The organism is Aquirufa sp. (assembly GCF_044342065.1).
In the GTDB taxonomy this organism is placed as follows: domain Bacteria; phylum Bacteroidota; class Bacteroidia; order Cytophagales; family Spirosomataceae; genus Aquirufa.
On sequence record NZ_JBIIQN010000001.1, the window covers coordinates 211,022 to 224,530 of the forward strand.

The 13,509-nt window shown below is 42.0% G+C and carries 8 protein-coding genes; 5 read left to right on the forward strand and 3 right to left on the reverse strand.

The window, feature by feature from the left end; genetic code table 11:
- Position 1: 1 nt before the first annotated feature.
- Complete coding sequence (locus ACIQZ2_RS00960) at positions 2 to 475, forward strand: hypothetical protein (protein ID WP_395766956.1); 474 nt, start codon at positions 2 to 4, stop codon at positions 473 to 475.
- A gap of 59 nt (positions 476 to 534) precedes the next feature.
- Here the strand turns inward: ACIQZ2_RS00960 and ACIQZ2_RS00965 are convergent, their stop codons facing one another.
- Both ACIQZ2_RS00965 and tsaD read right to left on the reverse strand, forming a co-directional pair.
- On the reverse strand, positions 535 to 1,038 hold the full coding sequence (locus ACIQZ2_RS00965; RefSeq protein WP_395766957.1) for a transposase: 504 nt from the start codon (positions 1,036 to 1,038) through the stop codon (positions 535 to 537).
- A gap of 105 nt (positions 1,039 to 1,143) precedes the next feature.
- A complete protein-coding gene (gene tsaD / locus ACIQZ2_RS00970; RefSeq protein WP_395766958.1) occupies positions 1,144 to 2,142 on the reverse strand; it encodes a tRNA (adenosine(37)-N6)-threonylcarbamoyltransferase complex transferase subunit TsaD in 999 nt (332 codons plus the stop codon).
- A 40-nt stretch (positions 2,143 to 2,182) separates the two neighbouring features.
- Between tsaD and ACIQZ2_RS00975 the strand changes: the two genes are divergently transcribed.
- On the forward strand, positions 2,183 to 6,655 hold the full coding sequence (locus ACIQZ2_RS00975) for a translocation/assembly module TamB domain-containing protein (RefSeq protein ID WP_395766959.1): 4,473 nt from the start codon (positions 2,183 to 2,185) through the stop codon (positions 6,653 to 6,655).
- Positions 6,656 to 6,995: 340 nt separating this feature from the next.
- Here the strand turns inward: ACIQZ2_RS00975 and ACIQZ2_RS00980 are convergent, their stop codons facing one another.
- Entirely contained in the window at positions 6,996 to 7,937 is a 942-nt protein-coding gene (locus ACIQZ2_RS00980; protein ID WP_395766960.1) for a hypothetical protein, read from the reverse strand.
- A gap of 115 nt (positions 7,938 to 8,052) precedes the next feature.
- Here ACIQZ2_RS00980 and nadB point away from each other — a divergent pair, with 115 nt between their 5' ends.
- The 3 genes from nadB to ACIQZ2_RS00995 all read left to right on the forward strand — a co-directional run.
- The gene (gene nadB / locus ACIQZ2_RS00985) at positions 8,053 to 9,630 is read left to right on the forward strand and encodes an L-aspartate oxidase (RefSeq protein WP_395766961.1); all 1,578 of its coding nucleotides are present in this window, start codon (positions 8,053 to 8,055) and stop codon (positions 9,628 to 9,630) included.
- Between the two features lie 171 nt (positions 9,631 to 9,801).
- Positions 9,802 to 10,521 (forward strand): hypothetical protein, encoded by a 720-nt coding sequence (locus tag ACIQZ2_RS00990; protein WP_395766962.1) that lies wholly within the window; start codon positions 9,802 to 9,804, stop codon positions 10,519 to 10,521.
- A 12-nt stretch (positions 10,522 to 10,533) separates the two neighbouring features.
- The coding region (locus tag ACIQZ2_RS00995) for a hypothetical protein (protein WP_395766963.1) at positions 10,534 to 13,509 on the forward strand (2,976 nt) is incomplete at its 3' end.

Consider the following 13,509-nt stretch of genomic DNA (forward strand, 5'->3'; position numbering starts at 1 on the left):
GATGTCAGAAGAAATTGATTTAGCTGCTTTATATGAGAATGAGGTGATCTACTGGGTCACGTCAGAGCGTCCATTGGAGCAGCTTAATCAAGCGGCCATTCCTGAAGCGGAGGTTGTTGAGGTGGGTGTTCCTACTATCGCGAGCCCTTGGTTGGTTATTGGAGCCATCAACGAGGCAGAAAAATCGCGATTGCAATTGATTTTTTCTGCACCGCCGTTGACTTTACCTCAGGGGGATTGGTCCATTATTGATGCGGATCAAATTCAGGTTTCTTTGGAGGAATTTGTGAGCAAGACGAAGCCAACACGCTTTATCTTTTTGGGCGATCAGGCGCTCGCTGGTTTGCAGGCGAATCAGATTGTATCGATTGGGGATAAGCGTGTTTATTATTTCCCTCGTTTAATTTCGACATTAACCGATGCAGAAAAGGCCTTGAAGATGGAGTTCTGGAATGCCCTGAAGGCGTTGGTGTAGAGACGCGATACCTCGCGTCTATTATATGAACAACCGGGACTAATCGCGTTCGTACTTCATTAACCTTTGATTGGATTGTCATAGATATATTGAATAATATTTTCCAGCTCATTTTCATCTCGTATGATTCGATCATGAAATCTTGCTTGCCATGAAAAATCAGCATCTAATTTTCTTGCTTCAACTGTCACTGATGATTTAAATCCTCGAATAATTGAGGCTAAGTTGTTGGATTGAGACCCAAATTTTGCTTGATTATTTTCAGATTTACTGAATGATTTATCAATAAGAATGATGCCGTGTAAATGGTTAAGCATGATGATGTATGGCCCCAAATGAACATAAGGAAAATATTTAGTGATTTTCTGCCAATTGGTATCTGCGATTTTTCCTATTGTCGATAGAATGACCTTTTCGTTTTCAAGTCTCCCAAAACTGGGTTTCATGAGTTTAGTGCAAATTGTTACGAAGTACAAGCCACTTGCTGAATAATCCCACCAATCTGCGCGAGTTGATTTAATTTGAAATCTGTTTTGGTCTTTGGGACTGATTGTATTTTTCATACTGAAATTTTCAACATGAAAAATTGATTTCCTATTCGAAGATGTGAATTATCAGGATGTTGATTAAATAGACGCGAGGTATCGCGTCTCTACAAATTCGTGAAATTAAAGAGAATACCGCGCCAACGGCGTCACATCCTGATCCGTAAATTCACCGGCTTCATATTTAAATTGCCCAGCCATGGCGATCATGCCGGCGTTATCCGTGCAATATTGGAATGCGGGAATAAAGACATCCCAATTTTCCTTTTCGCCTAATGCTTTCAGTCGACTGCGTAAACCTGAGTTGGCAGATACCCCTCCAGCGATCGCAATTTGCTTACAATTTTTCTCCCGCATGGCTTTTTTGACTTTACGCAGGAGCATATCGATGAGACTTTTCTGTACCGACGCACAAATATCGGCCTTATTTTCTTCAATGAATTGTGGATTTTTCTGGGTTTCCTTTTGAAGGAAATAGAGGATCTGGGTCTTAATTCCGGAGAAGGAGAAATTTAGTCCGGGCATTTCACCTAAGGAAAAGGGGAATCGTTCCGGGTTTCCGACTTGCGCTAATTTATCAATTAAAGGACCACCTGGATAGGGAAGGCCGATGAGTTTTGCAGTCTTATCGAAGGCCTCACCTACGGCATCATCTTGGGTTTCACCGATGACCTCCATGTGAAGTGCATCTTCGACCCAAACAAGTTGTGTATGTCCGCCGCTCACCGTTAAACACAGAAAGGGAAATTGAGGTTTGGGCTCTTCAATGAAATGCGCCAATACATGCGCTTGCATATGATTTACCTCAATCAATGGAATGTTTAAAGCGAGTGCCAGTGACTTCGCAAATGAGGTTCCGACTAGCAATGCTCCCAATAAACCGGGCCCTCTTGTGAAGGCAATGGCATTCAGGTCATTTTTGTTTATATTTGCTTTTTGTAGAGCTTCCTGTACAACAGGTATGATCGCTTTTTGATGTTCTCTACTAGCCAACTCGGGAACTACTCCACCCCATTCTGTATGGATTAGTTGGGTTGAAATAACGTTTGATTGTAGAACTCCATCCACCATCACGGCGGCAGAGGTTTCATCACACGAAGATTCGATGGCTAGTAAGTTCATTTTATGAGTTATTTGCAAAAATAAGGCAAAAAAAGTAAACATGGTAAAATACCTAAAGATCCTAGCCAAATCAGTCCTTTACGGGTTGTTAGGAATCTTTTTGCTCATTTTCACCTTCATTTTGTTACTTCGTGCACCGTCCAATCAGATGTTATTGGCCAATTATTTTAAACCAATCATTCAGCGCGAATTAGGTTATCCTGTTGAAATAAAAGGTATTCAAGTTAAGTTCTTTGATGAATTGAGTGTTTCTGGACTTCGTATTCACGATCCATGGGGCAAGGAGATGATTTACATTGAAAACCTCGATGTGAATTTTAGCATCAGTGATTTATTCCTCGGTGGTAATGAGCCCACATTAGATTATGCGCGATTATTGCGGCCAAGCGTGCATTTGGTTTTAGAAAAAAAACAAGGCCAAGTGAATTTGAATCACTTTATTGATCGAATTATTGCGTGGGTATATCGAGTTTCACCCACTCCTTCGAAAGCATCTAGCACCTTCGTAATTCGCGAAGCTGAGGTTGTTGATGGCCAGTTTTTATTGGATGATGAGCGGGAGCCTAACCTAGGAACACCTACTCATTTTGATTTATCGCACTTTAAGATAAGCCATATTAACTCCAAGGTAAAACGTTTTTACACCAAAGGGGACACCATCGGTTTGCAAACGATTGGGTTTAAAGCACTTCATAAAGACACGCGTTTACAAGTTAAACGCTTGAATACGCAGTTTATGATTTGCGATCGTCAAATGCGCTTTGACCAACTGGATTTACTTGTGAATGATTCATATATAGCGGACCAATTTTTAGTGAATTATAAGCATGTGGAGGATATGACCGAATGGTTCACAAAGGCAGATATGCGAGCAAATCTAGTAAAAACGCGTTTATCTTCCGTTGATGTCGGTCGCTTTGTCGAATCGATGTATCCATACAAAGGTGTCTACACCTTGGAGGGGAAGTTGGCCGGAACCGTAAAAGCGTTGGCCTTAAAAAATTTCCAATTGGGTTTCGGCACGAAGTCTGTTTTAAGAGGTGATTTTGCGTTCAAGGGCTTGCCTGAAATTCCCAAAACCCAGATGGATTTTGTGATGGAAAATTCGCTTTTTATACCACAGGATTTAGCTGTATTCATATCCAAACCTGCTGCGGATAAGATGTTTATTTTAGGACCCGTTGCCTTCTCGGGAAAGTTCAATGGGACGAATACCGTCTTCAGAACTTCAGGTAAACTGAATACAGGACTAGGTTATATGGAAGGGGATGTTTCCATGCGAATTAAGGATTCAATGTCACTTTCAAGCTATGAGGGTCAAGTAGCACTTAAGAAATTTAAGTTGGGTAAGTTATTAGTACTTGAGGACTACTTGGGCACCATCGATTTAGCTGCAAAAATCAAGGGGAATGGTTTTTCAAATCAATCAGCGAATGTTGATTTCGATGGCTTGATTTCTGAAATCAATTTTAACCGCTATGCGTATAAACGCGTTAGCTTGAAAGGGAATTTGCAAAAGCAATTGTTTAAGGGGACTGTTGCGGTGAAAGATTCACACTTGTTGGCAAACATGTCAGGTGAAATTAATTTGCGTCAAGCGAAACCAACCTACCAGTTGGAAGGCAGTGTAGACCGGGCGGACATGGCTCAGCTTCATTTTTCCAACGAGCCTATTCGATTAAAAACTAACTTTACCATTGATTTTGCTTTAAATACCTGGGATGATTTAACAGGTCGAGGGTTCTTTCAAGAGGTCTATATTCAGAAGCCTCAAATGGAAGATTTGGCCATGGATATGGTGACATTTAATTCGGAGGTTCGAGCTGAATCTAAACGTCATTATGTTTTAAATTCTCCATTCGTAAGCGTGGAGATTAATGGGGATTTTGTACCAAGCAATATGCAGTCGGAGCTCGTTCAGTTATGGCAAGAATACCTCTTGTATTTTCAGAAAAATGAGCAAGATCGAAAATCCTACTATGCGCAAAAAAATCATGCGACGGATAATAAATATGGTGCTGAATTTACCATTGTTTGTCACGATGCAGGTCCTTTATTGAAGCGCTTTTACCCATCTTTAGGGGTAGCGAAAAATACGGTTTTTTCTGGCAATATCGCCAAGGGGCGTAGTTTTCAACTCAGTTTAGAGGCGTACCCAGACACCTTGGTGATGGGCGGTTATACCTTTTACCAATCCGTTTTTTCCTTTCAGAGTTCCAAATATTTGGGTGGCCCTGAGGTTTCATCAAGTTTGATTTTTCAATCAAGAAAACAGCAGTTGAACTTTTTAACACCGACAGAAAATTTCAAATTGGATGCGCTTTGGGATCAGGATCGCATTAATTTTGGGTTGGATTTTAAGCAACAGGGCGAGGAGAATATGGCTCATTTGGGGGGATTGTGGAAGTTTGAAAAAGATGGATTATCCTTGAGGTTTAAGGATTCGTATGTTCGAATTTTAGGACAAGACTGGTCGATTGATCCAGAGAATCGCGTCCGAATTCAAGGGCAGGATTTACGAGCTGAACACGTATTGATTTCGAATAAAAAACAGTCGATTGCATTACAGGGAAACATCTCCTTGGATTCAACGGAAACCTTAAAATTAAAAGTCAACAAGTTTCAATTAGGCACCTTGGCACCTTTGTTTGCAACGAATATTCAAGGCGAAATGAATGCCGAATTCAGTCTACAAAACTGGTACCAAAACACGCGGTTGGATTCTTGGCTTTTGCTGGATTCCTTGCGTTTGGACAAGTTTTATATTGGTGATTTTCAAGGCGTAGGCACCTATGATGCAGCATCACAATTTATGGATTTAAACTATCATTTAAACCGATTAGGCGAATCCGTTTTGTCGGTAAGTGGAACCTACAAGCCCAACGAAGAGTTTGATAAATTGAATATTCGCGCTGAATTAAACAAAACCAATCTGCAGATTTTAGAACCCTTTGCGAAAGGTATTTTTTCAAACTTGAGTGGGGATGCCTCAGGGGAATTGCGTATCAGGGGGCAATTACAAGAGCCTTTGTTTGATGGCAAGATTATTGTGCGAAATGGTAGAACGACCTTTGATTACTTGAATACTCGGATACTTTTTGCTGATACTGTTTTGTTTAAATCAAGGCAGATATTAGGTCAAAATTGGCTTTTGAAAGATCCCGAAGGGAATACAGCTCGGTTGAATGCGCGATTGGCATTCCCAAAGGGAAGTCCATTTGAGATTGATCTGAAAGCAGATTTGAATCATTATAAGTTGTTAAATACGACCCGTACGGCGAAGTCAATTTACTACGGTACCGGTTTTGCTACGGGCCCCTTCGCTCTTCGTGGGACATTGGATCAATTGGTGATTTCAGCTGATTTAAAGAGCGATCGTGGCACTCGATTATTTATTCCCTTGGACCGTGAATATGAGCAAACGGAGCAGGGGGATTATTCATTTTACAGCCATACCTTGGCGGCAGCAGCTGAATTGAATCAGAAGCCTTTGGCAAGTCAGTTAAAGCAGGACGGAATTACGATGGATTTGAATTTGGCGCTTACGCCTGAGGCCTACGGTGAGGTACAATTTGATCAAAAGAAGGGTGATATCATGCGGGTGTATGGGATGGGAAATATCAAAATGACCTTGGATAAAAAGGGTGATTTTAAGATGAATGGCGACTATGCCATTGACCAAGGGGATTATACCTTTACCTTACAAAATTTGATAAATAAGAAATTTGCGATTCAGCGCGGTTCAAAGATTTCATGGAAAGGTGATCCTTTAGAGGCTAATGTGGATATTAAAGCGGTATATACCCAGTATGCGTCCTTATTTCCAATCCTTTTGGACACCACGAATAAGAGTAATATGCCAGAATTTAAACGTCGTTACCCCGTTGATGTGACGATTAATTTGCAGAATCGTTTATTATCACCGAACATCACATTTGATATAGGTGTACGCGATTATCCGAAAGATGTACATTTGAATGGAGCAGTAACGGCATTTGCAAATCGTATTAAGACAGATGAGCAGGAGTTGACACGTCAAGTGAGTAATGTGTTGTTGTTTGGTCAATTGGTTTCTCCGTTTGGAGGTTCGGGAATTGCCATTAGTAATTTAATGGGGAATTTTACGGAAATGCTCTCGAATCAGTTGAGTAATTTAGCTTCCAAAATCAACAAGGATTTGAACGTCGATGTTTTCTTGGGGGGAGGAACTTTGAACCAAGATATCTTATCTAATCTCCAGTTACGTGCGTCCTATAATGTCAATGACCGACTCCGTATTACGCGCAGTGGAGGCTTTACCGATGCCCGAAATCAGACAAGTCCACAATTGTTGTTGGGTGATTGGGCCTTAGAGTGGTTTGTAAATCGGGAAGGTTCTTTGCGTTTGAAAACGTATAATCGGAACGTTCAAACCTCGCTGGCAGGGTCTTTGAACTCCTACCAAATTAACCAGACAGTCGGATCGAGTCTATTGTTTACGAAGAGCTTTTCGAAGTGGTGGTGGGAAAAGTAGACAGTAGAAGTTTGACACTGGACGTTGGACTTTAGGCCGTAGAGACGCGATACATCGCGTCTATTTTTTTTATACAAATCGACTGTATTCTATTCGTCATTTGTTTAGACGCGAAGTATAGCATCTCTTCAATCAGCATTCCAACGACCAACGTCCAGCGTCTAATGTCCAGCGTCTAATGTCCAACGTCCAACGTCCAACATCCAGCGTCCAACGTCCAACGTCCAAAATCCAACGTCCAACGTCCAGCGTCTAATGTCCAACGTCCAGTGTCCAACGTCTAAAAAAAAGACCCCGAGATAACTCCCGAGGTCTTCAATATTTTATTTTTGACTAGCGACTATTTTACTTCAAACGTCCCTGCGCCTACTGTAAATCCTTCAGAAATTAACTCCACTTTGTATTTACCTGGTTTGTAAGACACACCACCGCGAGGATAAACAACACTGACCTCTTGGTTATCGTTTGTGTAGTTAACGACTTGTTTCGTTGTGTAGATTACTTCTTTGCCATTTACGTTCAATTTGCCTGAACCGATTGCTTCATCAGAAAGTGTTGCGCCTTCACCATCAATGACACGCATGTAGATGGTTTTGTTTTCCAATTTCGTGATGGGGTTATTGGCTAAGTTGAAAACAACTTTCAGTTTTTCAATTTTCTTACCATTCAATTTCGAGCGTTCCGTCTCTTTACCTTTTGAGTTCACTGCCAAAACACGCAGGTTTTGAGCCTTTAAAGCAGCCGCAATGCTAACCTTACGAGCTAATTCTTTGTTCTTAGCAGCTGTTTCAGATAATGTATCCGATAAAGATTTGTTCTGTGTTTTTAATCCCGTATTCTCGTTGTTTAGGTTGGTATTTTGTGCAGTCAGTTCTTGATTGTTTTCAGTCAAAATACCATTTTGCTTCTTCAACTCCACGATTTCGCCATCCTTTTGTGTTAATACCAAATTGTATTCTTTGATTTTAGCTTCATAAGAAGCAATGGTAGCGTGATTTGATTTTTTTAATGAAGCCTTATCTTGTTCTAATTGAACTTTTAATGCTTCTAAATCAGCAACTTGACCACCTAGTGACTTGATTTCAGTGATTTTGGCGTCTAATTGCGTTGAGATAGAATCCAACGATGTGCGGGTGTTGGCTAATTCAGTTGCTTTTTCTTCGATCGTTGTAGCTTGTTCGTTGTTTAATTGATTCGAACGGAAATAAAGTACGCCTAGAACTGCTGTTAAGATCGCTAATACAATCAGCGCAATTTTAGAAGTATTGTTGGATGTTTCCATGTGGTAAGGATGATTTTAAGGGTTTAAATTTTTTCAAGCGCAAAAGTACAATAAATAATCTAATTTTCATTTCCAATGCGCTTTTTGGTTAATTTGCAGGAAAATCGAAGACAGGATGCCGACGTATGATTTTATAGTGATTGGTTCAGGGATAGCAGGTTTATCTTATACGGTGAAGGTCGCTCAACATTTTGAGAAACGCAATATTCCAGTTAGGATTGCCTTGATTACCAAGACCGTTGCTGAGGAAACCAATACTAAATATGCTCAGGGTGGCATCGCTGCCGTTTGGGATACCGATGACTCTTTTGAGAAACATATAGAAGATACGATGGTGGCGGGTGATTTCATCAGTGACCGGGAAGTTGTCGAGATGGTCGTACGCGAAGCACCGGAGAGACTTCGTGAGCTTATTGCCTATGGAACGGATTTTGACAGAAAATCAGATGGATCCTTTGATTTAGTCAAAGAAGGCGGGCATTCCGATAAGCGTATTTTACATTACAAAGATTCTACAGGGAACGAGATTGAACGAGCGCTTTTAGCGAAAGTCAAGTCATTTAAATCCGTTGACTTTTTTACCCATTATTTTGCTGTTGATTTGATTACCCAACATCATTTAGGGGAAAAAGTAACCAAAGACACACCTGGCAAACAATGTTATGGGGTATATGTATTGAATAAAAAAACGGAGAAAGTTGAGACCTTTTTAGCTAAAACAACGCTGTTGGCCACTGGCGGAATTGGGCAAGTTTATCAATCAACAACCAATCCGACCATCGCTACCGGAGATGGTATAGCGATGGCCTACCGTGCCAAAGGATTTGTTCAAGGCATGGAGTTTATTCAATTTCATCCAACTGCCTTGTTCAATCCCGGGAAGAAACCTTCTTTTTTGATTTCGGAGGCCGTTCGTGGGCATGGCGGAATTTTGAAGAACCAAGACGGGTCTACCTTCATGGAAAAATATGATGCCCGCTTGTCACTCGCACCGCGTGATGTTGTCGCTCGGGCGATCGATTCGGAAATGAAAAAGCACGGGGTTGATCACGTTTATTTGGATACGCGTCATATTTCCAAAGAGGAAATATTACAACACTTCCCCATGATTTATGCGCATTGTCTGAAGGAGTTAGGATTGGATATGTCTACCGACATGATTCCCGTAGTTCCTGCCCAACATTATTTATGTGGTGGAATCATCGTGGATCATTTTGGTCAAACCAATATCGAAAATTTATATGCCGCAGGTGAATGTTCTCAAACGGGTTTACACGGGGCAAATCGTTTAGCTTCTAATTCTTTATTGGAAGCCATTGTTTATGCTCATAATGCTTTTGAGAAGTCGGTCAGCCAGTTTGGAACCCAAGCCTTACCAACTAATATTCCCGACTGGGATGATGCTGGAACACGTAATCCCGAAGAATTAGTGTTAGTAACCGAAATGGCCAAAGAGTTGGAATCCATCATGTCGAATTACGTGGGTATCGTTCGTACGGATCGCCGACTGAAACGGGCGTATGATCGTTTGGAGTTAATCTATTTGGAACATGAGGAATTATACAAGCAATCACGGATTACAGTTCCTTTGTGTGAATTACGCAATATGATTAATGTGGCGTATTTGATTATTAAGCATGCCCGAGCGCAACGCGAGAATAAGGGTTTACACTTTAATACTGACTTAGGGTAGCTGCTTCCCCTGTCAAGTTGATTTCGCCAATGCCATACGATTCGTATGGTTTTGTAATCTATTCGTTGATAATTTTTCCCCCTTTTTTGCTTAAAACTTGCTGAATATCCCTATCTTAGAGGTAAATGTGTTAAAATTATTCCGGTTTTAACATAATCCAAGTTCTGATAGATGAAATATTACACAGCTTTGACGAAGCACCTATGTGGTGTTTGGTTAATTTTTCTTTGCGTTAGTATTACGCCTTTCTTCGCGCATGCTCAATCTTGGAAATGGTCCTTAGGGTCAGCAATTACCCATTATCAATTTGAAAACTCAAAGGGGGCACAGATCGATTGGATGAAACCATCCTCGGGTTTGTATGTAGAGTTAGCGCAAGAACGTGTATTGATTGATACCGTGCGCTTGATATCAAAATTCTCTAAATCAGCGATTTATTTCAGCAATCGTCCCAAAATCGCGAAAGCATTAAGTTACCTCCATTATGCACTTGGCGTAAACTATCATCAATTGAATGCCATCGGTGACGTTCAAAAAATCGCCTTTGCTTATCAAACGGATTTTATTGGCTTTTCGGCAGCTTTCGGTCCGAAATTTGCCCTATACAGAGGTTGGAATGTGGGTTTAGCGGGAGTTGTTATGGGCCAACAGCTCATCGCGGGGAATCAATTATTATCATCTCAATATTATGATTTGACTCAAGATAAACAGTTTAATTCATTCAAGATTTTTGCTGGATATCAAGTTGAGTTATCAAAAGTTGTAAGCCCGAATGTGCGCGCTTTTGCTCAGGTTCGTCGGACGGCAAGTTTGTTTTCCCCACAAACGCTTACGGGTAAATTGGATTTATTGCCTATGACAATCTCCATGGGAATTAGCTTGAATCGATAATCTGAAGATCAAATGAAGCATTTATACCTCTGGTTGCTGTTTATTTCGCTAGGTGCTTTGGGCCAACAAAAAGGCTTGAATTACCAAGCTGTTATTCTGGATCCGAATACCATTGAAATTCCAGGTCAAGTAATTGTAGGCCAGCCATTGGCTAAAGGAAAGGTTTGGGTACGTTTTACGTTGATTTCGGGTGCGGGAATTGATTATGAAGAGATTCAGCAAACAACCACGGATGAATTTGGCTTAGTTAACTTAACGATAGGCTCCGGAAATTCTACTATGAATTTGGGTCCGAATGCCTCATCGGGATTGGCTAAGTATTCGCAGTTTGATTCGATTCTTTGGGATGAAACATTGAAGCGTTTAAAGGTTTCTGTGAATTTTACTGGCTCTGGCAGTTACACGGAAGTGAGTAATCAGCTTTTGACTTTTACGCCCTATGCTTTGTATGCGGAGTCAGTAAATTATAAAAATGTGCGCGATGCACCGAAGAATCTTAGTCAATTCAATAATGACGTGGGGTATTTAGTTCCCAAAGATTTGGAACCCTTGAAGAAGGATTTGGGCGGGGCGATCGTTGGGATTCAAGAAAATGCTACCAAAATTGAGGCAAATCAGGTAGCGAATAACTTACGTTTTATCGTAATAGACCAAACGGTCACAAAACTTTCGGATCAAGTTGACAAGAATACGACAGCGATAACTCAAGTTAAAAACAACATGTTAACTATCAGTAATACCTTGTCTGATCATGAGGTTCGTCTCCAACAAAATGTTAGTCAAATTCAAAATACCTCGTCCAGTATTTTAGGCCAAATAGGCTCATTACAAAGCCAAATTTCGTCTACACAAAATGCTTTATCTTCCATCACGAGTGTGTATGAATTAGCCGCGAATAAATCATCGGCTTTGGATTTAGGGAATTCCCAACCTAGCAATTCTTTGTATCCGACGCAGTTGGCCGTTAAGTCCTATGTAGATAATGCCATGACGAATGTGGTAACGGTGGGAACACCTGATGCAACCACCTTAGCAACAGGGAAAATTCAACTAGCAGGTGACTTATCAGGAACTGCCACATCGCCAACGGTGCCTGGATTGACTTTGAAGGAATCACTTGCGAATAAATCGACGGATGTAGCTGCGGATGCGGCATCAAACACCAAATATCCTTCTGTTAAGGCAGTTAAAGACTATGTCGATGTAGCTACTACAGGAATTGCTTTTCAGGCCGCATTGAATGCGAAGGCTGATATTAACTCCCCCACATTTACAGGGAACCCGTCTTTACCATCCGGTTCTACGGGGGTTACTCAATCACCCGGAAATAATTCGACTTCTTTGGCAACGACCTCTTTTGTGCAAACAGCCATGGCTAATGCGACGGTAGCAGATGCCGATGCAACAACGAAAGGAAAGATTCAATTAGCGGGTGATTTAGGGGGGACGGCCGCTGCTCCGACTATTGCGAAATTACAAGGAGCCACTTTGAGTTCTTCATCACCCACTTCTGGTCAGGTGTTAAAATACAATGGAACGGCTTGGGTGCCAGATGCGGTGGTTTTGGCGGAGGCCCAAACATTATCATTATCGGGGACCACGGTTACCTTATCTGGGACCAACAGTTCTGTGACCCTTCCTGCCGTGGGGGATGCAACTTCAACCGCTACGGGTAAAGTACAATTAGCCGGAGATTTAGGCGGTGTTGCCACGGCACCGTCTGTTGTTCGGATTCAAGGCGTTCCGGTATCCTCCACTACGCCTACTACAGGTCAGGTCTTAAAGTTCGATGGAACTTCTTATGTCCCCAACAGCTCCATTTTGGCTGAAACGCAGGTCTTAAGTTTAGCTGGAAGCACGTTGAGTATTTCAGGAACGAGTAGTTCCGTGGTCTTACCAAACGCAACGAGTTCGACTTCTGGTATGGTCCAATTAGCCGGTGATTTAGGCGGTGTAGCTACCGCACCTTCTGTGGTTCGGATTCAAGGCGTTCCAGTATCTGCTACCCCGCCGACGACTGGTCAGGTTTTAAAATTTGATGGTACTTCTTATGTCCCTAATAATTCTGTTCTAACAGAAACACAAACCTTGGGATTGTCGGGATCTACCTTGACCATTTCGGGTACGGGTAGTTCAGTGGTGTTACCTGTTGCGGTAGATGCCACGACGTCAACGAATGGGGTTGTTCGGTTAGCGGGGGATTTAGGTGGAACGGCGGCAGCTCCTTTGGTATCCAAATTACAAGGGAGAACGCTGAGTTCGACGGCCCCTACTACGGGCCAGGTATTGAAATATGATGGAACGCAATGGGTACCGTCAACGGGTGTTTTGACAGAAACTCAAACACTTTCACTTGCGGGTTCCACGTTAACCATCTCGGGTACGAGTAGTTCAGTAGTATTACCGGTAGCATCCGATGCGACAACAAGCACCAATGGATCGGTGCGTTTGGCAGGTGATTTGGGTGGAACAGGTACGACTGCGGCCGCACCAGTGATTACAGACAATGCCATAACAGCGTCAAAAATCGCTACAGGAGCCGTTACAGACGCCAAGTTTTCAGGTGTACTTTCTATTGCCAAAGGTGGTACAGGCTCTGCCACACAGAATTTTGTGGATTTGACTTCGGCTCAAACGGTGGCTGGAGCGAAAACAATGTCGGGTGATTTTGCTGTAGGTGCATCAAAATTTAGCGTCGCTTCCTCTACCGGAAATACGGTTATTGCGGGGACATTAACTGCAGGGGGGATTCAATATCCCAATACCAACGGGACTTCAGGATTTGTGTTGACCTCCAACGGGAGTGGCTTAGCAACTTGGGCCTCGGTTCCTACTTCCGCATTGTCAGGTACTCTTTCGGTCGCGAATGGGGGAACCGGTTCGACCACGAAGAATTTTGTAGACTTAACGACAAACCAACTTATTGCCGGGGATAAATCATTTACCGGAACTACGGCTACCAATGACTTAAATGGAACGAATGGTTTT

What these genes read in the sequence shown, in the direction of transcription:
- ACIQZ2_RS00960 (WP_395766956.1), top strand. Translation starts at nt 2, where the DNA reads ATGTCAGAAGAAATTGATTTAGCTGCTTTATATGAGAATGAGGTGATC.
- ACIQZ2_RS00965 (WP_395766957.1), bottom strand. Translation starts at nt 1,038, where the DNA reads ATGAAAAATACAATCAGTCCCAAAGACCAAAACAGATTTCAAATTAAA.
- tsaD (WP_395766958.1), bottom strand. Translation starts at nt 2,142, where the DNA reads ATGAACTTACTAGCCATCGAATCTTCGTGTGATGAAACCTCTGCCGCC.
- ACIQZ2_RS00975 (WP_395766959.1), top strand. Translation starts at nt 2,183, where the DNA reads ATGGTAAAATACCTAAAGATCCTAGCCAAATCAGTCCTTTACGGGTTG.
- ACIQZ2_RS00980 (WP_395766960.1), bottom strand. Translation starts at nt 7,937, where the DNA reads ATGGAAACATCCAACAATACTTCTAAAATTGCGCTGATTGTATTAGCG.
- nadB (WP_395766961.1), top strand. Translation starts at nt 8,053, where the DNA reads ATGCCGACGTATGATTTTATAGTGATTGGTTCAGGGATAGCAGGTTTA.
- ACIQZ2_RS00990 (WP_395766962.1), top strand. Translation starts at nt 9,802, where the DNA reads ATGAAATATTACACAGCTTTGACGAAGCACCTATGTGGTGTTTGGTTA.